Source organism: Bradyrhizobium sp. USDA 4506 (genome assembly GCF_054058795.1).
The window spans coordinates 5,124,558-5,148,169 of the sequence record NZ_JBSSBM010000002.1 but is presented as its reverse complement, the minus strand read 5'-3'; the positions used below and the strand labels follow the sequence as shown (position 1 = coordinate 5,148,169).

General features: G+C 64.3%; 21 protein-coding genes and 1 pseudogene. 13 read left to right on the top strand and 9 right to left on the bottom strand.

Annotated elements, in window-relative coordinates:
- Positions 1–8: 8 nt before the first annotated feature.
- Positions 9–1,139, bottom strand: a complete 1,131-nt coding sequence (locus ACVIHF_RS26570) for a GNAT family N-acetyltransferase (protein WP_456792788.1) — start codon at positions 1,137–1,139, stop codon at positions 9–11.
- Between the two features lie 463 nt (positions 1,140–1,602).
- Between ACVIHF_RS26570 and ACVIHF_RS26565 the strand changes: the two genes are divergently transcribed.
- From ACVIHF_RS26565 to ACVIHF_RS26555, 3 genes are all read left to right on the top strand, one after another.
- On the top strand, positions 1,603–2,457 hold the full coding sequence (locus ACVIHF_RS26565; protein WP_253607224.1) for a WecB/TagA/CpsF family glycosyltransferase: 855 nt from the start codon (positions 1,603–1,605) through the stop codon (positions 2,455–2,457).
- A 75-nt stretch (positions 2,458–2,532) separates the two neighbouring features.
- Positions 2,533–3,822: an O-antigen ligase family protein gene (locus ACVIHF_RS26560; protein WP_253607225.1), complete on the top strand. Its 1,290-nt coding sequence runs from the start codon at positions 2,533–2,535 to the stop codon at positions 3,820–3,822.
- Entirely contained in the window at positions 3,819–4,844 is a 1,026-nt protein-coding gene (locus ACVIHF_RS26555; RefSeq protein WP_456792787.1) for a glycoside hydrolase family 5 protein, read from the top strand. Before ACVIHF_RS26560 ends, ACVIHF_RS26555 begins: the two co-directional genes overlap by 4 nt.
- Positions 4,845–4,871: 27 nt before the next feature.
- Here ACVIHF_RS26555 and ACVIHF_RS26550 read toward each other — a convergent pair whose 3' ends face one another.
- Positions 4,872–6,083, bottom strand: a complete 1,212-nt coding sequence (locus ACVIHF_RS26550; protein ID WP_253607227.1) for an amidohydrolase family protein — start codon at positions 6,081–6,083, stop codon at positions 4,872–4,874.
- A 118-nt stretch (positions 6,084–6,201) separates the two neighbouring features.
- Between ACVIHF_RS26550 and ACVIHF_RS26545 the strand changes: the two genes are divergently transcribed.
- Positions 6,202–7,491, top strand: coding sequence for an MFS transporter (locus tag ACVIHF_RS26545; RefSeq protein ID WP_256558656.1), 1,290 nt, complete (start codon positions 6,202–6,204; stop codon positions 7,489–7,491).
- Between the two features lie 15 nt (positions 7,492–7,506).
- Here ACVIHF_RS26545 and ACVIHF_RS26540 read toward each other — a convergent pair whose 3' ends face one another.
- From ACVIHF_RS26540 to clpB, 5 genes are all read right to left on the bottom strand, one after another.
- Entirely contained in the window at positions 7,507–7,698 is a 192-nt protein-coding gene (locus ACVIHF_RS26540) for a hypothetical protein (RefSeq protein ID WP_057019217.1), read from the bottom strand.
- 82 nt (positions 7,699–7,780) lie between these two features.
- Complete coding sequence (locus tag ACVIHF_RS26535) at positions 7,781–8,596, bottom strand: family 1 encapsulin nanocompartment shell protein (RefSeq protein ID WP_069279514.1); 816 nt, start codon at positions 8,594–8,596, stop codon at positions 7,781–7,783.
- Positions 8,589–9,650: a Dyp-type peroxidase gene (locus ACVIHF_RS26530; RefSeq protein ID WP_253607228.1), complete on the bottom strand. Its 1,062-nt coding sequence runs from the start codon at positions 9,648–9,650 to the stop codon at positions 8,589–8,591. The genes ACVIHF_RS26535 and ACVIHF_RS26530 overlap by 8 nt, the downstream gene beginning before the upstream one ends.
- A 147-nt stretch (positions 9,651–9,797) precedes the next feature.
- The gene (locus tag ACVIHF_RS26525) at positions 9,798–10,052 is read right to left on the bottom strand and encodes a DUF2171 domain-containing protein (protein WP_057019219.1); all 255 of its coding nucleotides are present in this window, start codon (positions 10,050–10,052) and stop codon (positions 9,798–9,800) included.
- A gap of 100 nt (positions 10,053–10,152) precedes the next feature.
- The gene (gene clpB / locus ACVIHF_RS26520) at positions 10,153–12,765 is read right to left on the bottom strand and encodes an ATP-dependent chaperone ClpB (protein ID WP_253607229.1); all 2,613 of its coding nucleotides are present in this window, start codon (positions 12,763–12,765) and stop codon (positions 10,153–10,155) included.
- Between the two features lie 667 nt (positions 12,766–13,432).
- On the opposite strand from clpB, the gene ACVIHF_RS26515 reads away from it, so the two are divergent.
- The 5 genes from ACVIHF_RS26515 to ACVIHF_RS26495 all read left to right on the top strand — a co-directional run bounded on the left by ACVIHF_RS26515 (position 13,433) and on the right by ACVIHF_RS26495 (position 16,706).
- Positions 13,433–14,851 (top strand): YXWGXW repeat-containing protein, encoded by a 1,419-nt coding sequence (locus ACVIHF_RS26515; protein ID WP_253607230.1) that lies wholly within the window; start codon positions 13,433–13,435, stop codon positions 14,849–14,851.
- 83 nt (positions 14,852–14,934) lie between these two features.
- A complete protein-coding gene (locus ACVIHF_RS26510) occupies positions 14,935–15,117 on the top strand; it encodes a hypothetical protein (RefSeq protein WP_028343296.1) in 183 nt (60 codons plus the stop codon).
- A 125-nt stretch (positions 15,118–15,242) separates the two neighbouring features.
- Positions 15,243–16,145 (top strand): DnaJ C-terminal domain-containing protein, encoded by a 903-nt coding sequence (locus ACVIHF_RS26505; protein WP_212056530.1) that lies wholly within the window; start codon positions 15,243–15,245, stop codon positions 16,143–16,145.
- Positions 16,142–16,417 (top strand): chaperone modulator CbpM, encoded by a 276-nt coding sequence (locus tag ACVIHF_RS26500; protein ID WP_092081643.1) that lies wholly within the window; start codon positions 16,142–16,144, stop codon positions 16,415–16,417. Before ACVIHF_RS26505 ends, ACVIHF_RS26500 begins: the two co-directional genes overlap by 4 nt.
- A gap of 64 nt (positions 16,418–16,481) precedes the next feature.
- Positions 16,482–16,706, top strand: coding sequence for a hypothetical protein (locus ACVIHF_RS26495; protein ID WP_016843345.1), 225 nt, complete (start codon positions 16,482–16,484; stop codon positions 16,704–16,706).
- A gap of 100 nt (positions 16,707–16,806) precedes the next feature.
- On the opposite strand, the gene ACVIHF_RS26490 is transcribed toward ACVIHF_RS26495, so the two are convergent.
- Together ACVIHF_RS26490 and ybaL are read right to left on the bottom strand one after the other, a co-directional pair.
- Positions 16,807–17,040: a hypothetical protein gene (locus ACVIHF_RS26490; RefSeq protein WP_028343292.1), complete on the bottom strand. Its 234-nt coding sequence runs from the start codon at positions 17,038–17,040 to the stop codon at positions 16,807–16,809.
- A gap of 61 nt (positions 17,041–17,101) precedes the next feature.
- Complete coding sequence (gene ybaL, locus ACVIHF_RS26485; protein WP_456792786.1) at positions 17,102–18,823, bottom strand: YbaL family putative K(+) efflux transporter; 1,722 nt, start codon at positions 18,821–18,823, stop codon at positions 17,102–17,104.
- Positions 18,824–18,937: 114 nt separating this feature from the next.
- Between ybaL and ACVIHF_RS26480 the strand changes: the two genes are divergently transcribed.
- The 4 genes and pseudogenes from ACVIHF_RS26480 to ACVIHF_RS26465 all read left to right on the top strand — a co-directional run bounded on the left by ACVIHF_RS26480 (position 18,938) and on the right by ACVIHF_RS26465 (position 23,540).
- Entirely contained in the window at positions 18,938–19,603 is a 666-nt protein-coding gene (locus tag ACVIHF_RS26480) for an HAD family hydrolase (protein ID WP_456792785.1), read from the top strand.
- Positions 19,604–19,612: 9 nt separating this feature from the next.
- Positions 19,613–20,566: a sugar-binding transcriptional regulator gene (locus ACVIHF_RS26475; protein ID WP_456792784.1), complete on the top strand. Its 954-nt coding sequence runs from the start codon at positions 19,613–19,615 to the stop codon at positions 20,564–20,566.
- Positions 20,567–20,702: 136 nt separating this feature from the next.
- Positions 20,703–21,868: pseudogene (locus ACVIHF_RS26470) on the top strand (IS4 family transposase).
- 358 nt (positions 21,869–22,226) lie between these two features.
- On the top strand, positions 22,227–23,540 hold the full coding sequence (locus tag ACVIHF_RS26465) for an ABC transporter substrate-binding protein (RefSeq protein ID WP_253607234.1): 1,314 nt from the start codon (positions 22,227–22,229) through the stop codon (positions 23,538–23,540).
- The last annotated feature ends 72 nt before the right edge of the window (positions 23,541–23,612 follow it).

Sequence of the window (23,612 nt, the reverse complement as noted above, 5' to 3'; positions counted from 1 at the left end):
GGGCGGCGCTAGCGCGTGCCGGTCGAGGTGCGGACCGGCCTGAAATCGGTCACACGCTTGGCGGCCTGCTTGATCCAGGGCGCCTGCTTCAAGGCAAACAGCGCGAGCGAGCCGGCTGCGCTCCCGGCCTGCGTCACGGCCGACATCGGGGTCGGCTGACCGCCGAAGTACGTCTTGTAGGGTTCGTCACCGATGGTGAAGTCCAGCACCCGGCCGCCGCGCTCGATGCAATCCCTGGCGACGCTCTCGAATGTCAGCGCGCCGATCGATTGGCTCTTGTACCCCTCGACATCAAACGCCGTCATGACGACAAGGAGGCTGTCACGGTGAACCAGCCCAAGGGCCGCCGCGATGACTTTGCCGTCCATCTTCATGGCGTAGAGCCGGGTAAACGAGCCCATGCCGCGAAGCGCCACGCTCGAGTAGAAATCGAAATACTCCGGTCGCTGCAATAGGTCGCCATCACCCTGTTCGTGAAACCGCGGACCGCGAAACTTTCTCATCGTCTCCATGGCTTCGCCGACGGAAGCGCTATCGTCGCAGCATGAGAAGGTGAGTGTGCCTTTCTTGTGGATCTGGCGCCATTTCTTTGCCAGCTCCTTCTGGTACGACTTTCCCATTGCATTGATCTGCCATTGCTCGAACGGCGCGACCAGGACCGTCGCGTAAGCATTGGTATCCATCAGGCTGCGATGGGGCGCTCCCAGCAGATTCTCGATCGGCATCCTCGCATCGAGCAGCTTGGGTATGCGCAGCAGGTCGAACGGCCGCAGCAACTGTCGAAGCCTTTCGCAAGCACGCTGGTCTTGCAGCAGGTCGGTGAAGGTCGCGATGCTGCACACCGGCGACAAATAGTCGGACACGCGGAGATCGGCGAATTCGATGGTGCGCATCGGGCCGCGCCGCACGCACAGCATCGGCAGCACGGCCGCAAGCGACCTGTTCGCACGATGGCGGACGGCGACGACCAGCGGTTTGGCCGACGCAGCGGGAGCGAGCTTGCGATAAAGGCTGTCCAGCCATATCGGATGCTGGAAGGCGGTCGCGTCCGAGCCTTCAAATAATTTGACGTACTCTTCAGACAGGAAGTCGAATGCGTCGTCGATGCTGACATCGAACGCGTCATCATTCTTGTTCATGTGAGACCAAACAAAACGACAGTTTCAAAGCGCCGATTGTATCCGGCACGCCGCCCTTATAGCAAAGGTCGATCGGCTCGGGCAGCGGCAGAATACGATTTGTATTAATGTAATGCCTCGACCTTTGCACATTGTTGCTGGGGCGGGCCATTGCCGTCATCGCATCGACTGCGATCGGCTGTCATCTCAACGTGGCCGGGTCCGAGGGATCAGCATCATTAACAATCCTTTAAGGATGCGTTCAATCGCGCCGTGGTGAGATATCGCACCCGGTCTGGACCGGATATTGCAGTTAAGGGCTCGCAAGTCCTGGAGTCCCGCCGAAATGCTGAGTCACAACCAAAAAACCCGCGCTTCCTACGCAATTTCGTTCCCGCAGGCCGACCGCAAGCCGGCTCGGCGTCTCAATTCGGACATGGCTGCTCCGCCTGTCCGGATTTGCGACATATCGCGGGCCGAGCGGATGTCCCCGGCGCCGGCACAGATCGGATCATTGCCACACGGCGCGCCGGAGCGGCGTATCAATCCTGTCGGCAGGGCTGCGACTGCCGGTGTTCCCCGGGCAACCATCGGTGGACTGCGGCTCGCCGTGCTCGATCGCGAGCAGACCGCCGAGTTCATGGTCGAGGCTGTGCATCCGAACCGGCGTGCCAATCGTCCGCTGTATCTGACCTCCGCCAATGGCGAGGTGCTGTCGCGCTGCTCGACCGAGCCGATGACGGACCGGCTGTTCCGTACCGCCGACCTGATCAACGCCGACGGGCAACCGCTGGTCATGGTGTCCAAGCTTCGGTCGCCGAATCCGCTTCCCGAGCGCGTCGCGACCACGGACCTGTTTCACGACGTCGCGCGCAAGGCGGAAGAGCTCGGGCTGACCTTCTATCTGTTCGGCGCCAACGAAGCCGAGAACAAGGCTGCCATCGCCAATGTCCGCCGGGCCTATCCGGCACTCAAGATCGTCGGCCGTTCGCACGGCTATCTGCGCGGTGACGCGCTGCGGGCCAAGGTCGACGAGATCAACGCTCTGGCGCCGGATTTTCTCTGGGTCGCGCTCGGCGTGCCCTATGAGCAGGCTTTCGTCGACGAGTTCATGCCTCGGCTCGGCAATGTCGGCGTCATCAAGACCTCGGGCGGGCTGTTCAACTTCCTGTCCGGCTCGCGGCCGCGTGCGCCCAGATGGATGCAGATCGTCGGCCTCGAATGGGCCTGGCGCCTGTGGCTCGAGCCGCGGCGGCTGTTCTGGCGCTACCTGACGACCAATCCGCACGCGCTCTATCTGCTGTTCAACCGGACCCGATCCTCCTCAACGAAAGACTGACGCCTCTCACGAGTGCAATGTGCTGCTCCGATCCACCGGAGCAGCAAGCTCATTCCATGAGCGGGGTACAACCGAATGGACGGACGTGCGATCGACAGTTCGATCTGGCAGGCACCCGGCGTCGGGGCGGAGAATTTCGCCAGGACCGTCGTCGGTTGGTCGATCACCATCAATGTGATCATGTCGATGGGGACCTTTCACGCGGCGCTGCTTCCGACTGAATTGACCCTGGTACAGCAAGCCGTCGCCCTGTTGATGTGGGGCGTCCTGATTTACGCAAGCCTGTTCATCCGTCCCTGCCTGCGGCTGGCCCTCAATCTCGACACGCTCGTGATCGTCGCGTTCTATGCGTTCGCCACTGTTTCCGTGCTGTGGACCAACCTCGGCGTGGCGGCCCTGATGAAGGCCGCGGCGCTCGCAATCACGACGCTTGGCGCGTTCTGCATGATCACTCGCGTCGATATCGACGACATCGTGACATCGGCCACCCGCGGCCTGTTGGTGCTGATCGCGGCCTCTGCGCTCTGTGCTGTGATCCTGCCGGACATCGGGATCGATCAGACCTGGATGCACAAGGGGCAGTGGCAGGGTGTCTTCGAGTCGAAGCAAACCCTCGGCTTCGCCGGCGCCTATCTCATGTTCTTCGCCTGCTATCGAAAGATAGCGGGACAAGGATGGCTGCCGTTCCTCGTGACGTTCGTGCTGGCCTCGACCTGCGTCATGCTTTCGGAGTCGCGCGGCGCCGGCGCCCTGTCGTTGGTTGCCTGCGCGCTGCTGCTCACCTCCCTGTGGTCGGTCCGGTGCATGCAGGTCTACGCGATCCTGCCATGTGTCATGTGCGTCGCGGCAGCGCTATTGATCCTGTATTTCTACACGACCGGATACGATTCGATTCATGCCTTCGACACGACGATCGACTTCACCGAGCGAACCTTCATCTGGCAGTACGCCATCAGCCATTTCGATGACGCGCCGCTGTTCGGATTCGGCATCAACGGTTTCTGGACCAATCCGGCGATCTACGACTATTTCAACCAGAACCACGGCTGGGTGCTCGACAATTATCACAACGGCTATATCGCCATTCTCGTCGAGACCGGATTCCTGGGCTATTTCCTGTTCACGGCGAGCGTCTTCCTGTTTTCCTACAAGGTGCTCTGCCTGATCGTAGGGCGGGCGATCGACCGTCTGCACTGCGCGTTGATCATCGGGTTCGTCTTCCTCAACTGTCAGACCAATTTCACCGAGACGGTCTTCCTTCGCTCGACGATGTTCACGTCGGTGCTGCTGATCGCCTTCTTCCTCGCCATTTGCCGGCCGGTGCCGTCATCGCGCGTAGAGCCGCGCGAGTTGGAGCAGCCATGACCGCGTTCCGATTGCTTCTGCAAAGAGCCTTCGTCATGCTGGCGGCGGCGGCACTTGCTCTCCCGCTGATCGCGCCGGCGAACGCTGCGGGGCAGGGGGCATCGCCGGACGCCGCGCCATTGGGGCGCGGCATCAATATTCTCGGCTATGACGGCATCTGGGAAGGCTACCGGAACGCGCCGTTCCGGCTGGAAAACCTCGCCGCGATTCGCAGGGCCGGATTTTCCCATGTCCGGATCAACTTCTTCGGCTTCAGGCATATGGAGTCCGGCAACATCCTCGATGATGCCGTCCTGCGGCGCCTCGATGCCGTGATCGAGCAGGTGCTGGAGAATAGGCTCGTTCCGATCCTCGATGAGCACGACACCGATCTCTGCCAACGCGACGTGGCCGAATGCGGCGTGAAGCTCAAGGCATTCTGGCGCCAGATCGCATCGCGCTATGCGGGGAAATACCCGGCGCTGGTGTTCGAGATCCTGAACGAGCCCGGCGGCAACATGACCTCGGCCGAATGGAATGCGCTGCTCGGCGATTGTCTTGCCATCATCCGGGATACCAACCCGAAGCGCAATGTCGTGGTCGCGATCCTGAACACCGAGGAGCTGCCGATCGATCAGCTGGTGCTGCCGGCCGGCGACCGAAACCTCATCGTCACATTCCACTATTACCTGCCGCTGCAATTCACCCATCAGGGCGCGCCGTGGTCGCCGACCTTCTCGAAGATCGGTCCGTTGCGCTGGGGCTCTGCGGAAGACGAAGCCAGGGCCTCGGCCGATTTCGACAAGATCCGCTCCTGGTCCGAGAAGGAACAGCGCCCGATCTATCTTGGCGAGTTCGGTGTCTATGAACGTGCGCCCGCGGAGAGCCGCGCGACGTATCTGTCGTTCATGGCGCGACGCGCGGAACGCAATGGCTGGGCGTGGGCGTACTGGCAGTTCGACCACGATTTTGCGGCATTCGACGGCGCCCGGCAACGCTGGAAGGCGGACATCCTCCGCGCGATCATCCCTCCGGTCCGCTAAGCCGTTCGATTGGACGCAGCGTCCGATTCAGGATTGGCCGGCGGCCTTGACGACGCGATTGTCCCGCGCAACGAGCACGCCACCCTTGTAGACTGAACGCCCGGACGGCCGCGCCACCACGGCCTCCTGGATATGCACGGCGTTCAAGGTCACGAAATCGGCCTTGGCCCCCACATGCAGGCCGTAGTCCTCGAGCCTGAGCGCCTTGGCGCCGGCCGCGGTGATCATGTCGAACGCGATCGCGAGCTCCTCATCGGTGTAGAAGCCCGAGCGGTATCCGATCATCATGGCACGGCCCAGCATGTCGCCGTCGCCATAGGGCCACCAGGAGTCGCGGATGTTGTCGTTGCCGCTGAACACGGTGACGCCGGCCTTTCTCAACACGGCGACGGGCGGGAACGGCCGGCTGCCCGGCGCATTCGTCATGATCGCCACGCCCGAGCGCGCCAGACTGTCGGCGGTCTTCTTCAGCGCATCGGCGGGAATGTCGCCGAGCCCGTAAGCGTGGCTGACGGTGACGCGGCCCGCCATGCCGAGCGCGCGGGTTCGCGCCGCGATCTGCTCGACCTCGAAGGCACCGAGCATGCCGCCGTCATGAAGATGGATATCGACATCGACGCCGTGCTTTTGCGCAACGCCGAACACGACATCGAGATGGCCCTCGACATCCCGGTCGAAGCTTGCGGGATCGAGCCCGCCGACCGCATTGGCCCCGAGCTTGACGGCCTCGTCGAGCAGTTGCGGCGTGCCGGGGCTGGTGAGGATCCCGTTCTGCGGGAACGCCACGAGCTGGATATCGATCAAATCCCTGTATTTCTCGCGAACCCCGAGGATGGTCTCCAGCGACTTCAGTCCCACCGAACCGTCGACCATGACGTGGCTGCGCATCTGCGTCGTGCCATGGCCGATGCAGAGGTCGAGCTGGTTCCGTGCGCGCACGTCCATCGGCGCGGCGGCGGCAAGGTTCTCGGCCTGAAACGCCACCCGCTCATGGACGTCGAATCCGTCGGTGCAGGGGCGGTGCGGCCGCCAGGTATCGCCGTAAAAACTGGTGTCGAGATGGATGTGGCCTTCGACAAAGCCGGGCACGACCAGCGCATTGCCGAGATCGACGATCTCGACCCCGCTCGGGCGTTCGCCTTTCGCCTCGATCGCAACGATGCGGCCGGCACGGACCAGCATATCGCGGCTGGCGCCGTCACCGAACCTGGCATTGATGAAGAGTTTGTCGGCTGGCATCGGATCTGTTCCTCTTGTCGCTTGCGTCGTATGCAGATCGCGCGGCTCTCCATGCCTTGCCTAACATGGTCGGAGGAATAATACTCCGCTCGCACAAGCAGACAAGGAACCGAGAGCGTTGCCGGAGATTGCAAGCAGGGAAGAGTTCGATGTCAAGCGCGCAGCCCTTGCCGCGACCATCGGCAACATGCTGGAGTTCTACGACTTCATCACCTACAGCTTCTTTGCGACCGAGATCGGCCGCACCTTCTTTCCCGCGCACAGCGAATACGGCAGCCTCATGCTGTCGCTTGCGACCTTCGGTGCCGGTTTCCTGACGCGGCCGATCGGCGGCATCGTGCTCGGCATCTTCTCCGACCGGGTCGGACGGCGGCCGGCGATGCTGCTGAGTTTCGCGCTGATGGGCGGCGCGATCCTGACCATCGCGCTGACGCCGTCCTATGCCGCGATCGGCATTGTGGCGCCGATCATCGTGATCCTGGCGCGGATGGTGCAAGGATTTGCGCTGGGCGGCGAGGTCGGGCCGACCACGGCCTATCTGATCGAGATCGCTGCACCGAGGAACCGCGGCCTCGTGGTCGCCTGGCAGCCTGCCAGCCAGGAGATCGCGGCGACGGTGGGCGCGCTTGTCGGTGTCGTCCTGAGCAGCGCGATGGCGCCCGACATGCTGCAGGCCTATGGATGGCGCATCGCGTTCCTGCTCGGCGCCGTCTGCCTGCCGTTCGGCATCTGGATGCGCCGCACGCTGCCGGAAACCGTCTCGCACGGCGAGCACGTCGCCGGGCAGATCGAACGCTCGAGCCATGTGGCGCTGGCGCGGCGGCATCTTCGCGTCATCGTGCTGGCGGTGATGATCCTGGCCAGCGGCACGATCTCGACCTATGTGACGCAATACATGACGACCTACGCCAAGAATACGCTGCATGTGTCGCCGTCGCTGGCGTTCACGGTATCGCTGGTCAGCAACGGACTGCAGATCATCGGCGCGGTGCTGGGCGGCTGGCTTGCCGACCGGCTCGGACGCAAGCCGATCATGATCTGGCCGCAGCTGGTCGTGCTGGTGCTGACCTATCCGGCCTTCCTGTGGATCGTCCAGGACCCCGGCGCGTGGTCGCTGCTGTTCGGCTTCGGCATCCTGTCGTTCATCGGATCGCTGCCGTTCACCGCGTTCTATGCCGCCTTCACCGAAGCGCTGCCGCAGAGCATTCGCGGCGGCGTATTCGCCACGATCTACGCGGTCGCCATCGCGACGTTCGGCGGCACCGCGCAACTCGTGGTCACGTGGCTGCTGCACGTGTCAGGCGATCCGCTGGCGCCGTCCTGGTATCTTCTGCTTGCGGCGGCGGTCGGCATCGTGGCCATGAGCCTGATGCCCGAGACCGCCCCGGTGAAGGTCGGCGAGAAATAACGCCGGCAGACGCGCTCAATCCATGTCGCGAAAGGCGTGGCCGTTGGCCTCGATTTCCTTCACGAGCTGCGGCGGCAGATTGGCCTGCGCCGAGGTGCCGTCGAACACCCAGTCCTTGGCGTCGGCAAGGTCGGGAAGGCCGGCGCCCTTGCGGACGTAGAGACCGACCGATGCCTTCTTCGGATTGATGTAGAGATCGTAGTCCATTGCGCGCCTCCTCTCCGTTTCACGTTTGGCGGAAGCTCCGGCAACGGCCGGAGACTTCCCGGATAGGTCAACGCCGGCAAGACTAGGCGGGTTTCTTCGCCTCCGGCGCAAGCACCACCGACGCTTCGCTCGTCAGCATCAGGAAGGTGATGGTCTCCTGGAAATACAGCTGAACCGATTTCGCCGAGTGGCTGAGATAGCCGATCGAAAGGTCCTGGCCGATCGAGAGCTGGAAATCGCCGCCGCGGGTGGTCAGCAGGACGCCACCCTCGATCGCGGGCGCCCAGATGATCTTGCCGTCAATCAGGCGCTGGATGTGCTGCAGCACCGGATAGCCGTCGTCGGTCGCCCCGCCGATCGCGGTATAGGGCTCGGTGCCGAGCAGCAGCGTATAGGGACCGTTGACGCCGGCAAGCCGCAACTGGCTGACCGCCTGCGCGACCACGGCGGGATAGTTCTTGACGCTCGACGGCAACGTCAGCACCGGGTTGCTGGTGCCTTGACGGATGCCCTGAATGCCGGCGGCTGCATAGCCGTCGAACACCGCGCGATCCTCGGCGAAGGCGATCTTGCGCGCGGCATCCTTGAGCGGATCCCAGTCGGAATCATTCGCGCCGCGCTCGACATCGTCGATCGCCTGGCGCGAGAGCTCGAACGGCACACGCAGTTCGACCAGCGCCTGGACGTCGCGCTGCGTCGCCTCGACCCCGTCGCCCGGCGCCGCAATCTTCTTGAGATGACCGGTGCCGACCGCGGAGAAATCCGTTCCCTTCGGACCGTCGACGTCGACGACACGGCGCGCCGCCAGATGGCGCTTCAACGTGCGCGAGGCCTCCTCTTCGATCTGGGCCCATGCCGCGTCCGAGATGGGAGCGAGTCCCCGATGAAGATTATTCATGTCCAGCCTCTCCTTTCAGTGAGCCGATCCCGAGCGAGCCGTCGGACGGCGGTATTCCCGGTGCAGGTGTGTCGCCAGCCCCGGCGTCATCCAGCGACGGCTCGGCGGGCGAGGGTGCCGGCGCCTCGCTCGCGACATCCTCCAGGAAGGTCGCCGACGGGACGAAGAACAGCATGCCGGTGACGGCACGGCTGAAGTCGAGCAGGCGGTCGTAGTTGCCCGGCGGCTTGCCGACGAACATGTTCTCGAGCATCTGCTCGATCCGCTGCGGCGACTTGGCATAGCCGATGAAATAGGTTCCGAACTCGCCCTTGCTGATATTGCCGAACGGCATGTTGTCGCGGACGATATCGAGCTCCTCGCCATTCTCGACGATCGTGGTCAGGGCGTTGTGCGCGTAGCTCGGCTTCACCGCATCGTCGAGCTCGATGTCGGACAGCTTGGTTCGGCCGATGATCTTTTCCTGCATCTCGACCGGCAGCTCGTTCCACTTCTTCAGGTCGTGCAGGTATTTTTGCACGATCACATAGCTGCCGCCGGCGAACGCCGTGTCCTCGTCGCCGATGATGGTGGCGTCAGTGGCCGCCTGGTCCTCCGGATTCTCCGTGCCGTCGACGAAGCCGAGCAGGTCGCGTTCGTCGAAATATTTGAAGCCGTGCACCTCGTCGGAGGTCGCAACCGCATCGCCGAGCCGCGTCATGATCTGGGTCGCCAGCTCGAAGCACAGATCCATCGGCACGGCGCGGATGTGAAACAGCAGGTCGCCCGGCGTTGCGACGGCGTGGTGGACGCCGTCGATCTCGCGGAACGGATGCAGGCCTTTCGGCTTCGGCGCGCCGAACAGCCGGTCCCATGCGTCGGAGCCGATGCCCATGACGCATGACAGCCGGCCCTCGAGATCGCGGAAGCCCACCGCACGCAGGAGCGCGCCCAGATCGGCGCACAGCGACCGCACCACCGCGTCATATTCCGGATTGGGCTTGATCGTGACCGCAAGGAAGATGGCCGCGCGCGTCAGCTTCGCAGCGACCGGTTGCGGAACGGCTGATGGCACGCATGTCTCCTTGACTAAACGGCACTTCCACGAGGACAAAAGGCAGGCGCTGGACGCCGGATCGGCGTCCAGACAGGGTCAGAGGAGCATGCCGGTGGAACCTTTACAAGGGCTCGAATGGCTCACGCTCTTGCAGAGGTGCCTGCCTCAATCGACGGGCTTCCCGGACTTCTCTTCCTCGAGGGTCACCGCGATCGCGGCGTTGGCCGAGAGCCGAACCTTGGAGCCTTCGACACCCGCCACGAAGCCGAGCTCGATGAAGTGATGATGGCCCTTGTGGAAGCCGTCGCTCTCGCTCTTCTTGAGCTTGATGCGGTTGCCCTCGACGTGATCGACGGTGCCGACATGCACGCCATCGGCGCCGATGACCTCCATGTTGTCCTTGATCTTGTGCTGCGTCATGGCGCTCTCCTGGTTGCAGGTCAGCTTGTATATTCGGCTTGCATATGATGCCGGCAGACGACGCGGCGATGACAGCGCGTCGTTGGCGATCCGGCCTGTCTCACACCGGTTCGAATTCGTCCGCCGCCGCGTTCTCCGGCTTCTTGCCGTTGAAGGTGAGGCCGGCCTTGGTGGCCGAGAGTTTTACCTCTGAGCCGTCGCGCACATCGCCGGAAAGGATCATCTCCGCCAGCGGATCCTGCACGCTGCGCTGGATCACCCGCTTCAGCGGGCGGGCGCCGTAAGCCGGATCCCAACCCTTCTCGGCGAGCCAGTCCCGCGCCTTCGGGTCGAGCTCCAGCTCGATCTTGCGATCCTCGAGCAGCTTGCGCAGCCGCGAGAACTGGATCTCGACGATGCGGCCCATGTCGCTCTTCTGCAGCCGGTGAAACAGGATGATCTCGTCGATCCGGTTGAGGAATTCGGGACGGAAGTGCGCCCGTACCATGTTCATCACCTGCTCGCGCACCGCGCTCGTGCTCTGACCTTCCGGCTGGTTGACCAGATATTCGGCGCCGATGTTCGAGGTCATGATGATCAGCGTGTTGCGGAAATCGACGGTGCGGCCCTGGCCGTCGGTCAGGCGGCCGTCGTCGAGCACCTGCAGCAGTACGTTGAAGACGTCGGGATGCGCCTTCTCGATCTCGTCGAACAGCACCACCTGATAAGGCCGCCGCCGCACCGCTTCGGTCAGGGCACCGCCCTCATCATAGCCGACATAGCCGGGCGGCGCGCCGATCAGCCGCGAGACCGAATGCTTTTCCATGTATTCGGACATGTCGAGGCGGATCATCGCGGTCTCGTCATCGAACAGATATTCGGCAAGCGCTTTCGCAAGCTCGGTCTTGCCGACGCCGGTGGGACCTAAGAACATGAACGAGCCGATCGGCCGGTTGGGGTCCTGCAGGCCGGCGCGGGCGCGGCGCACCGCGGTCGACACCGCGCGGACCGCCTCGGCCTGGCCGACGACGCGCTTGCCGAGCATCTCCTCCATGCGCAGCAGCTTGTCCTTCTCCCCCTCCAGCATCTTGTCGACTGGCACGCCGGTCCAGCGCGACACCACCTGCGCGATATTGTCGGCGGTCACGGTCTCGCTGGTGGACGAGGTCTCGCCGGCCTCGACCGCCGCGAGCTTCTTCTCGAGTTCGGGAATCCGGCCATAGGCCAGCTCGCCCGCCTTCTGGAATTCTCCCTTGCGCTGCGCATTGGCGAGCTCGGTACGCAACTGTTCGAGTTCGCCCTTCATCTTCTGCGCATCGGAAAGCTTGCTCTTTTCCGACCGCCATTTCGACGTCATGTCCGCCGATTTCTTTTCCAGGTCGGTGAGATCCTTCTCGAGCGTCTGCAGGCGGCTCCTGGAGCCGAGATCGGTCTCCTTCTTCAGCGCTTCCTGCTCGATCTTGAGCCGGATGATCTCGCGGTCGAGCGAATCGAGTTCTTCAGGCTTGGAATCGACCTGCATCTTCAGTCGCGCCGCGGCCTCGTCCATCAGGTCGATGGCCTTGTCGGGCAGGAAGCGGTCGGTGATGTAGCGGTTCGACAGCGTGGCAGCGGCGACCAGCGCCGAATCCGCGATGCGCACGCCGTGATGTTGCTCGTATTTGTCCTTCAAGCCGCGCAGGATCGAGATGGTGTCCTCGACCGTCGGCTCGGAGACGAACACCGGCTGGAAGCGCCGCGCCAGCGCTGCATCCTTCTCGACATGCTTGCGGTATTCGTCGAGCGTGGTGGCGCCGATGCAATGCAGCTCGCCGCGGGCGAGCGCGGGCTTCAGGAGGTTTGATGCGTCCATCGCACCGTCGCCCTTGCCGGCGCCGATCAGCGTGTGCATCTCGTCGATGAACAGGATGATGCCGCCCTCGGCCGAGGTCACTTCCTGCAGCACTGCCTTGAGCCGTTCCTCGAACTCGCCGCGATACTTTGCGCCGGCGATCAGCGCGCCGAGATCGAGCGCGAGCAGCGCCTTGTCCTGCAGGCTTTCCGGCACGTCGCCGTTGACGATGCGCAGCGCGAGGCCCTCGACGATCGCGGTCTTGCCGACACCGGGCTCGCCGATCAGCACGGGATTGTTCTTGGTCCGCCGCGACAGCACCTGGATGGTGCGGCGGATCTCCTCGTCGCGGCCGATCACCGGATCGAGCTTGCCATCGCGCGCGGCCTGGGTAAGGTCGCGGGCATATTTCTTCAGCGCGTCATAGGCGTTCTCGGCCGATGCGCTGTCGGCGGTGCGGCCCTTGCGCAGCGCGTTGATCGCCGCATTCAGGTTCTGCGGATTGACGCCGCCCTTGGCGAGCAGCTTGCCGGCCTCGCTGTCCTTGTCGGCTGCGAGCGCCTGCAGCAGGCGCTCGACAGAGACGAAACTGTCGCCGGCCTTGTCAGCGGCCTGTTCCGCCGCGGCGAAGGCGCGCGCGGTCTCGGGCGCCAGATAGATTTGTCCGGAGCCGGCGCCGCTCACCTTCGGCACTTTCGCCAGCGCGTCCTCGGTCGCCTTGAGGATCGCGCGCGAATTGCCGCCGGCGCGGTCGATCAGGCCGGCCGCGAGGCCCTCATTGTCGTCGAGCAGCACCTTCAGGATGTGCAGCGTCGAGAACTGCTGATGCCCCTCGCGCATCGCGAGCGATTGCGCCGACTGAATGAAGCCGCGAACGCGATCGGTATATTTTTCTATGTTCATCGTGGCACCTCAAGCAACGCAAGCTCGTCGAGATCCATTATGCCACGCAGTTCCGTCGGCGACAGATGGCGGAACGATGACATCCATCATGCAACAGCCCCGTGCAATTGCGCCGGCGGAAAACCGCGGGCCCAAGGCTGCCGCGTCTCGCATCGTGTGGTCCTTTCAGGGGAGTGTCAATCGCGCAGCGCGCTCGCTGGGATGCTGCGGTTAAGCCGTTGCGAGCGCTGATGTTCGTCGCTGGCACTCATCGGGAGGCACTGCTACGGCCGCGCCGGCAAGCCGGGTGCACGCATCGCGCTGACTACGGTTCGATGGATCGCCGGGCTCGCGAAGCGAGTGTTGGATGAGCATGGACCGCTGTGATCGTACAAAGGCCCAGGTCATGATCGGGACACGTTATCGGAATCGATCGCGTCGCGTTTCGCGTCGCTCGCTCGCTGATACAGAGAAGCAACGCGCGATGTTCCACTGAATCGCGCAACGTTGCATCACGGCGCACTCTGAACCGACCGTGAATAGCCGGATGAGCGCGTTTCCGTTTGCGTCGATGCGTTTCAGGCTGGTGTAAGGTCAAGGCGCTAGCGATGAAGTGTGTCGGTGCATTGCCGACACACGGAACTTTTGTTCCGTCTCACGTTGAACGTGCTCATCGAAGAGGCTCCCAATGACAACTCGTCTCCTTTCGACCGTGTCGTGTGCAGCGATTGCCACGGCGCTGTTCTATGCGACGGCAATGCCCGCAATCGCGCAGGATGCGGCATGCGCGCCGGTCTCTGCCGTCGAGACCGCGCCGCCGCCGTTGCCGACCTACGATCAGCCGCCGGTGCCTGGGCCCGGCTACATGTGGTCGCCGGGCAATTGGTCGTGGGACGAGGATCGCGGCGATTACTACTGGGTGCCGGGCACGTGGGTGCAGCCGCCGCGGGTCGGGCTGCTGTGGACACCTGGTTATTGGGGCGCGTTCGGCGGCGGCTTCATCTTCCATCAGGGCTACTGGGGTGATCGCGTCGGCTTCTACGGTGGCATCAATTACGGTTTCGGCTACGGCGGGTCGGGCTATGAAGGCGGCCGCTGGGATCACGGCAACTTCTTCTACAATCGGACCGTGAACAATCTGCAGGGTGCGCGGATCACCAACGTCTACGAGAAGAACGTCACGATCAATCAGACCACCGTCAACAACGTCAGCTACAATGGCGGCCGCGGCGGCATCGAGGTGCGGCCGACGCCGGCCGAGCGCGCGGTCGCCAAGGAGCAGCACTTCGCGGCGACGCCGTTGCAACGCAAGCAGGTCGAGACCGCAAGCCAGGATCCGAGCCTGTTCAAGCGGACCAACAATGGCGTGCCCGCAGTCGCCGCAACGGCGCGTCCCGGCGAATTGAAGGGACCGGGCGTAGTTCGCGCGCGGCCGGCCGGCGAGGCGGTGCCGGCCAACGCCGCACGGCCGGCGGCCGGGGAGCCGGGGCACCCGGGAGCTGCACCTGCACCCGCGCCCGCAACAGCACCGGCTGCTTCCCATGCGCTCCCGGTCCCGGGAAAGGAGCTTCCGGCGGCGCATCCGCCCGCCGAGGCGAACAAGCCCGCGGCCGAGGAGAAGCGCGCAGCACCTGCTCCCGAGACCAAGGCCGAGCCGCACCCTGCTGCGCCGGCACCTGCCGGATCCCACGCGCTTCCGGTTCCCGAGAAGGGCGTTGCGGCGCATCCGCCCGCCGAAGCGAACAGGCCCGCGGTCGAAGAGAAGCGCGCGGCGCCTGCCGCCGAGCCGAAGCTTGAGCCGCATCCTGCAGAAGCGGCGCGGCCTGCCGTGCAGGAGAAGCGGCCCGAAGAGGTGCGCAAGGAAGAGCCGCGTCCCGAGCCTGCCGCGAAGCCCGTCGCGCGGCCCGAGCCAGCGAGGCCCGAAGCGCGACCGGAGCCAGCAGCGAAGCCGCAAGCGCACCCGGAGACGATGGCGCGCCCTGAGCCGCATCCGCAGCCGCAGGCCGCCCATCCCCAGCCGGCGGCACGGCCGGAGCCGCACGCCGCTCCGCATGCTGCGCCTGCGGCAGGTCATCCCGCAGAGGAGAAGCGGCAGGAGCAACACTAAGGCACGTCCGCGCTCCGCTGGCTCGTTCCGGCGGAGCGCGGTATTGTTCCGCCTGTGCAAGCGATCATCAGTGGAGGTTGGTCATGGCACAGAGTCATGGCGGCGATGGACAGCTCGACGATGGCAAGCCGCGCTTGAGCGAGGACGACATGCAGCGTGCCCTGCTCGGTCCGAGGGGCGTGCCAGGCAAGGCGGATACCGCCAAGATGACGCCGCAACAGCAAAAGAACATGCCGAACTATCTGGACCCCGGACATACATCTTAACTTGTCATGTGACGTGAGCGCATGCTGCGTCGGCCGCTTCCGGGCGGCGCGCCTGCGCACTTGCAAATCGCCTGCTTTTGCGCCCTCATGATTGCAGGTGCACTCACGGTGTTGCGGAGCAGGTTGTGAGAAATCCGTACGAGGTTCTTGGCGTTGCCCCGACGGCGTCTGCGGCCGATATCCAGAAGGCTTATCGAAAGCTGGCGAAGAAGCTGCATCCGGATCTCAATCCGGGCGACAAGGCGGCCGAAGACAAATTCAAGGAAGTCGCTGCTGCGAACGATCTGCTCTCGGATGCCGAGAAGCGCAAGCGCTTCGACGCCGGCGAGATCGATGCTGATGGCGCCGAGCGGCCGCAGCATCGCTACTACCGGGATTTCGCCACCGCGGATGCGGGGCATCCCTATGCCGACAGCTCCGGCTATGCCGACTACATGGACCAGGACGACGCCTTCGCCGAATTGCTCCGGCGCAGCGAGCAGGCGCGCGCCAACCGGCGTGGCCGCGATTTGCATTACGCTCTCGCGATCGACTTCGCGGAATCGATCACCGGTGCGAGCAAGCGGCTGACGCTTCCCGACGGCGGTACGCTGGACGTGACGATCCCGCCGGGGCTCGTCGATGGCCAGATCATTCGGCTGCGCGGCAAGGGCATGCCCGGCAGCGGCAAGGGCGGTCCCGGCGATGCGCTGATCGAGGTGGAAGTTCGCCCCGATCCGCGCTTCACCCGCGAAGGTGACGACATTACGCTGGAACTGCCGATTTCGCTGTCCGAGGCGGTGCTCGGCGGAAAAGTCCGCGTTCCGACGCCGACCGGTGCCGTGACCATGACGGTTCCGAAGGGATCGAACACCGGCACGACCATGCGGTTGCGCGGCAAGGGCGCGCCCCGCGTCGGCGGAGGCCATGGCGACGAACTCGTCAAGCTCAAGGTGGTCCTGCCCAAGGGACCCGATCCCGAGCTCGAGGCGTTTGTGTCGAACTGGGATCGAAAGGCATTCGATCCGCGCGAGGATGGTGCATCATGAACAAGCAGCAGTTCCTCATCGATGCGGGTCTGGAGGTGCAGACCCTGGAGTTCTGGATCGAGCAGCAATGGCTGGTGCCGGACGAGACCGCCAGCGAGATCAGCTTCTCCGACACCGACGTGGCGCGCGCGCATCTGATCCGCGACCTGAAGGGCGACTTCGGCGTCAACGACGAGGGCATCGACGTCATCCTTCATCTGGTCGATCAGCTGCACGGCCTGCGCCGTGCGTTCGAGCAATTGCACAAGGACATCGCGTCGCCACCGCGCTAGGCGCCTCACTTGCGACGAACCTCAGCCTTGGGACTCAGCCTTGGGATCAGCCTGGGAGACGATCATGACGGACAAGCCGACGCCGCTGGCGCATGGCGAGATCGACGTTCTTATCCTGCAGGCGTTGGTGCGCAAGCTGATCGCGAAAGGCGTGCTGACGCCGGACGACGTCCGCTCGATGCTGTTCGAGGCCGCCAAGAATCTTGACCTGGTCGGCAGCGAGCTGACGACGGAAGCCGCCAACATCATCGTGCAGGAAGATCTGGCGCCGGCATTCCTTGGCGGCTAGGGCATGATCCGGAAAAGTGGAAGCCGGTTTTCCCTAGCGACAAACGCAAAGCGTTTGCGTGGAGATCACGCTCAAACAAAGAGCTCAAATAAAAAAGGCTTCAGGTCTGGCCGCCGCGGGTGGAGACCAGCCGGATCCGGGTGACTTGGCCGGCATTGCCGGCGAGATAGGCTTGTGCGTCACGCACCAGCCGCTCCACGGCGGCCGCGTCATAGCTCGGATGACGGGTGTTCAGATGCAGGTCGGTCTCGATCTGCATGACGTTTGTCGTGTCCGCGGCGCCGATCTCGACCGAGAACGACACCAGCGATACGTGCGGGCTCTTGAAGGCCATCGCTCGATCTCCCTCATCGCGTGACGCGCGGCGCGCATCTGTACGGTGGGTGCAGTCTATCTCAAGCTGCCGAATCCTGCTCGGCCGTTCGCATACCAGCCGGACGCGCCCTGTCGAGCTCCTCGATCATGCCGCGGGCGATCTCGCGCTCGCCCATGATCACGATGTCGGCGCCAAGTGCCTTGAGATGATCGACCTCGGCGTCGGAATGCGCACGGGCGATGATCTGGATATCGGCATTCGCGGCGCGAGCCTGCTCGACGATCTGGCCGGCCTCGAAGGCTTCGGGAATGGCGATGACCAGCGATCGCGCGCCGGCCGGATTGGTCGCGCGCAGCACGCTGGCGCGCGCGGCGTTGCCCATCAGGGCTTCGATGCCGCACTCCTTGAGCTTGGCGACCATGTCGTCGGACGCCTCGACCGCGAGGAACGGCGCGCTGCGTTGATGCAGCGCATCGCCGACGATGCTGCCGACCCGGCCGTAGCCGACCAGGATGGTGTGATCCTGCAATTCGGTGACCGGGATTGGTTCAGAAGCCGCGGCGGTTGGCGAGGAGGTCTGCTGCTTCTCGAGCCGCGACGTCAGCCAGTCGACCACCGCGAACACCAGCGGGTTGAGCATGATCGAGAAGATCGCGCCCGCCAGGATCAGGTCGCGGCCGGCCTTTGGCAGCAGATTGAGCGCAACGCCGAGTTCGGCCAGGATGAAGGAGAATTCGCCGATCTGGGCGAGGCTCGCCGAGATCATCAAGGCGGTTGCCATCGGATGACAGAACAGCACGACGATCAGAAGGGCGGCGATCGACTTGCCGACCACGATGACGAACAGCGTCGCGACGAATGGCCAGGGCTCGCGGACCACGCTCATCGGGTCGAACAGCATGCCGACGGAGACGAAGAACAGCACCGCGAACGCATCGCGCAGCGGCAAGGTCTCCTGGGCCGCGCGCTGGCTGAGCGGCGATTCCCGCAGCATCATTCCGGCGAAGAAGGCGCCGAGCGCCAGCGAGACGCCGAACAGCTTGGTCGCGCCGAACGCGATGCAGAGCGCGATCGCGAGCACGGTCAGCCGGAACAGCTCGCGCGAGCCGGTATGCGCGATGTAGTGCAGGACCCACGGGATCAGCCGGCGTCCGACCACCAGCATCAGCGCGATAAACACGGCGATCTTGATCAGCGTCAGCACCAGCACGCCGGTGAGCCCGAGACCGAAACGGGCGGCGAGGGGGTCGGAGGTGAGCGCCGCGCCATCGCCGCCCTGCAAGCTCGCCACCGCCGGGAACAGCACCAGCGCCAGCACCATGGCGAGGTCTTCGACGATCAGCCAGCCGACCGCGATCTTGCCGCGTTCGGTGTCCATCAGGCGGCGCTCCTGCAGCGCGCGCAACAGCACGACGGTACTTGCGACCGACAGCGCGAGGCCGAACACCAGACCCGCGCCGACGGTCCAGCCCATCAATAGCGCGAGGCCGAGGCCCATCAATGTGGCGACCGCAATCTGCGCAATCGCGCCGGGCACCGCGATCGCCCGCACCGACAACAGATCGTTTAGCGAGAAATGCAGGCCGACGCCGAACATCAGGAGAATGATACCGAGCTCCGCCAGCTCGGTTGCCAGCGCCTGATCGGCAACGAAGCCGGGCGTGAAGGGACCGACGGCCACGCCCGCGAGCAGATAACCGACCAGTGGCGGAACCCGAAAGCGCTGGGCGATGGTTCCGAAGACAAAAGCGAGGCCGAGGCCCGCGACGACGGTCGCGATCAGAGGTGTGTCATGCGGCATTTCGCCTTGTCGCACAGCATCCCTGGCGGTGCACCGCGACCATTTGAGGCGCGGCATTCCGCGCGGAAACTGTGATCTATTGCTCATGGCGTGAGCATATGATCTCATGCCGGGATGGATCCGCGGCTTCCCGAGACCGATCTCGTCATCTTCGACTGCGACGGCGTGCTCGTCGACAGCGAGGAATTGAGCTGCCGCTGCCTTGCCGAGGCGATGGTTCAGGCCGGCATCGGGATGAGCACCGAGCGGGCGCTCGAGCTCTTCCTCGGCCGCAGCACCGCGGCCCTGGTCGACTACTGCCGGGGCGTGGGAAAGCCGCTGCCCGAGACGTTTCTGCCTGACCTCGCGCTGCAGGTCCGTGAGACCTTCCGCTCCCGGCTGAAGCCGATCGCCGGCATCGCGGCGGTGCTCAAGGAATTGCGGCTGCCATATTGTGTCGCCTCATCGAGCGATCTCGAGCGGGTGAAGTTCTCGCTGGAGCTGACCGGCCTCGCCGCCAGCTTCGGGCCGCGGCTCTACACCGCGCAGATGGTCAGGCAGGGCAAGCCGGCCCCTGATCTGTTCCTGCATGCGGCAAGCGCCATGGGCGCCGCGCCGCGCCGCACGCTCGTGATCGAAGACAGCGTCAGCGGCGTGATGGCCGCGAAGGCGGCGGGCATGAAAGTGTGGGGATTTGTCGGCGGCGCCCACTATCGGTTGGCGGATGGCAGTGCTCTGCTGCGGCAAGCGGGGGCGGATCGAATCTTCGCCGCGATGACGGATTTCTGGATGGAAGGCTGACGCAAGACGATGGCTGCGCCCGACAACGAAAAGTCTCGCCTCGACGATGCGGCGCGCGCCGGCTGGCTGTATTTCATCGCGGGCCACACCCAGGATGAGATTGCGAAAATGCTGCAGGTGTCGCGCGCCTCGGCGCAGCGCCTGGTGTCGCTGTGCCTGGCGGAGCGGCTGATCACGTTTCGCCTCGAACATCCCATCGCGGCCTGCATGGAGCTGGCCTCCCGGCTGAAGGCGCGGTTCGATCTGGTGCATTGCGACGTCGTGCCGACCGATCCGGCGGCGCCGCTGTCCAATGCAGGGATCGCCGAGCGCAGCGCCAATCTGCTGGAGACGACGCTGCGCTCGGAGACGCCCGTGATCGTGGCGCTCGGCACCGGCCGCGCGGTGCGCGCCGCGGTCGAGCGGGTCTCGCCGATCGAGCGGCCCGATCACCAGATCGTCTCGCTGGTCGGCAACATCTCCGCCGACGGCTCGGCGAGCTTCTACGACACAGTGGGACGGCTCGCCGACCGCACCGGCGCGCGCCATTACCCGATGCCGCTGCCGTTCCTGATGTCGAGCGAGGACGAGCGCGACCGCATGGTGCGCATCGACCCGATCGCGCGGGTGAGGGCGGTCGCCGCCAAGGCCGATCTGCGGCTGATCGGCATCGGCCAGATGGACCAGAAGGCCCAGGTCCATGTCGACGGCTTCGTCACCCGCGAGGAGCTGCTGGAGATGATGCGGCTCGGCGCGGTCGGCGAGGTGACGGGCTGGGCCTATGACGCCAAGGGCCGCCTGATCAAGGGCGGCACCAACAAGCGCCTGACCAGCATTCCGCCGCAGATCCCAGCGGAAGCGACCACGATCGCCGCGGCGGTCGGCGGCGCCAAGGTGCCCTCGATCAAGGCCGCATTGGGGGGCCGGGTGATCAACGGCCTCATCACCGATGAGGCCACCGCGCGCGCGGTGCTGGATCGTTAGGCGCCACGAGTCGTACTTCACCTCGCCCCGCTTGCGGCAGGGGTGTCCGGGGAATGATTCACTGTGTCGCGGTGCATGCTCGGCAGGACCGAGGCAAATCGGTCTTTTCTGGTTGTCGAGACACAGAGGGCCGAGCATGCGATATCGCGGTAGCATTTTTGGAAGGCTGCTTGAACCGATCAATCGACGGCAGTTTCAGACGGTTGTGGATCGTCTGGACGGGGATGCCTACGACAAGTCGTTCAGGAGCTGGGATCATCTGGTGGCGCTGATCTATGCCCAGCTTAGCGGCAACAGCAGTCTGCGCGGGGTGGTGACTGGCTTCAACGCCAATTCGCAGCATCACTATCACTTGGGAACCGGCAAGCTGTCGCGCTCGACGTTGTCCGATGCCAATGCCCGCCGTCCGATCGGCATTTTCGCGCAAACCTTTGCGGCGCTGTCGGAGACGCACCATCTCCATGCCTTCACTCCGCAGCTGGCGACGCGCCATCGGTGATCGACGCCAGTCCGATCCCGCTCGGCAAGGTCTGCAGTTGGGCGACGTGGAACGGCCGCATCCGCGGCATGAAGCTGCATGTCGTCTACGACCCAAGGAGCGATGTCCCGACCTGCGTCGAGATGACGGCCGCGAACGTCAATGACATCGAGATCGGCCGACAGACCCCAATCCAGCCCGCCACCACCTATGTGTTTGACAAGGGCTATTGCCGTTTCGACTGGTGGCAGAAGATCAATGATAGCAAGGCTTTCTTCGTTACCCGGGCGAAGACGAGCATCCGTCTTCGCTCGCTCAGGCATCGCGCCATCCGCAAGCGTAACGGGGATGGCTTCGAAATCCTTGCCGATGACGAGGTGAAGCTCACCAGCAAGGGCGATTCGCGCCTTCCAATCCCGCTCCGCCGCATCAAGATCAGACGCGAGAAAGGCGGCAAGATCACACTCCTGACCAACGACCTTGCCCGTAGCGCCGTCGAGATCGCCGCCCTCTACAAGAGCCGATGGCAAATCGAGCTGCTGTTCCGCTGGATCAAGCAGCATCTCGATATTCGCAAGTTCCTCGGCGCCAACGACAACGCGATCCGCCTTCAGGTGCTCGCTGCGATGATTGCCTACCTGCTGCTGCGCATCGCCGCTCACACCAACTGCATCAAAATGCTCCCGCTCAGGTTCGCCGAACTCGTCGGCCAGCTCCTGCTCACGCGTCGATCCCTCGCTGCCATCGACAAACCTCCGCCCATCAACCCCAGCCGTCGGAAATCAACCATCTCACCTGACCAGATGGAGCTCCGCTATGCCTGAATTTCCCCGGACACCCCTGCGCTTGCGGGGAGAGGTCGGATCGCATCGGAGATGCGATCCGGGTGAGGGGGAGTCTCCGCGCATTCGTCCGCTTCGTATGCGCGGAAAGAGCCCCTCACCCCGACCCTCTCCCCGTAAGAACGGGGCGAGGGAGCGCAGTCCCGCTGTGGCCGCAAATCAAGTTGCCTTCTGGGTCTCAGCGCCCTTCTTCATCTCCGCAGACACCTCCATTCCAGCGTGCAGTGGAACCCGCGAACGCGCGGGACGGCGCTCCCGCGCGCTTGACAAAGTTTGGCGACAGAGTGAACATACGCTCAACACGTGGGCATATGCTCAACGTGACATAAGGGAGGTCACCTTGAAAAACGTCCTTTGCGCCGTTGCGGGCGCGGCTGCTGTTTTGATCTCTGCCCCCTCGATCGCCCAGACCACGCTGACGGTGGCGACCGTCAACAATGGCGACATGATCCGCATGCAGGGGCTCACCAGCGAATTCACCGCGAAGAATCCCGACATCACCGTCAAATGGGTGACGCTCGAGGAGAACGTGCTGCGCCAGCGCGTGACCACCGACATCGCCACCAAGGGCGGCCAGTTCGACGTGCTCACCATCGGCACCTATGAGGTGCCGATCTGGGCCAAGAAGAACTGGCTGGTGCCGCTCGACAAGCTCGGCGCCGACTACGACGTCGGTGACCTCTTGCCCAAGATCAAGGATGCGGTCTCGGTCGACGGCAAGCTCTACGCCGCGCCGTTCTACGGCGAGAGCTCGATGGTGATGTATCGCACCGACCTGTTCGACAAGGCCGGCCTGAAGATGCCGGAGAGCCCGACCTGGGACTTCGTGGTCGACGCCGCCAAGAAGCTGACCGACAAGTCCGCCGGCGTCTACGGCATCTGCCTGCGCGGCAAAGCCGGCTGGGGCGAGAACATGGCGTTCCTGACCGCGATGGCCAATTCCTACGGCGCGCGCTGGTTCGACGAGAAGTGGGAGCCGCAATTCACCTCGCCGGAATGGAAGAAGACGCTGACGACCTATGTCGACCTGATGAAGCAGGCCGGCCCTCCCGGCGCCTCTTCCAACGGCTTCAACGAGAACCTCGCGCTGTTCAACGCCGGCAAATGCGCGATGTGGATCGATGCCACCGTGGCGGCGTCGTTCGTCAGCAATCCGAAGGAATCCACGGTCGCCGACAAGGTCGGCTTTGCGCTGGCGCCGAACACCGGGCTCGGCAAGAACGCCAACTGGCTGTGGGCATGGAGTCTCGCGGTTCCTGCCGGTTCGAAGAAGGTCGAGGCGGCCGAGAAGTTCATCGCCTGGGCGACCAGCAAGGATTACACCAAGCTCGTCGCCGCGAAGGAAGGCTGGGCCAACGTGCCGCCGGGCACGCGCACCTCGCTGTACAAGAACCCCGACTATCTGAAGGTCGCCCCCTTCGCCAAGCTGACCTTGGCCTCGATCGATGCCGCCGATCCGAACAAGCCGACGGTGAAGCCGGTGCCTTACGTCGGCGTGCAGTACGCGGCGATCCCTGAATTCCAGGGTATCGGCACCCAGGTGGGCCAGCAGTTCTCGGCGGCGCTCTCAGGTTCGACCACCGTCGATGCGGCGCTCACCGCTGCGCAGTCCGTGACCGAGCGCGAAATGAAGCGCGCGGGCTACATCAAGTAGAGCACGCCTGAAACAAAGCCGGGGCGCGACAGCCGCCTTGGCCGCCCGACCAGCTTAGACCTCCCGAGCTGG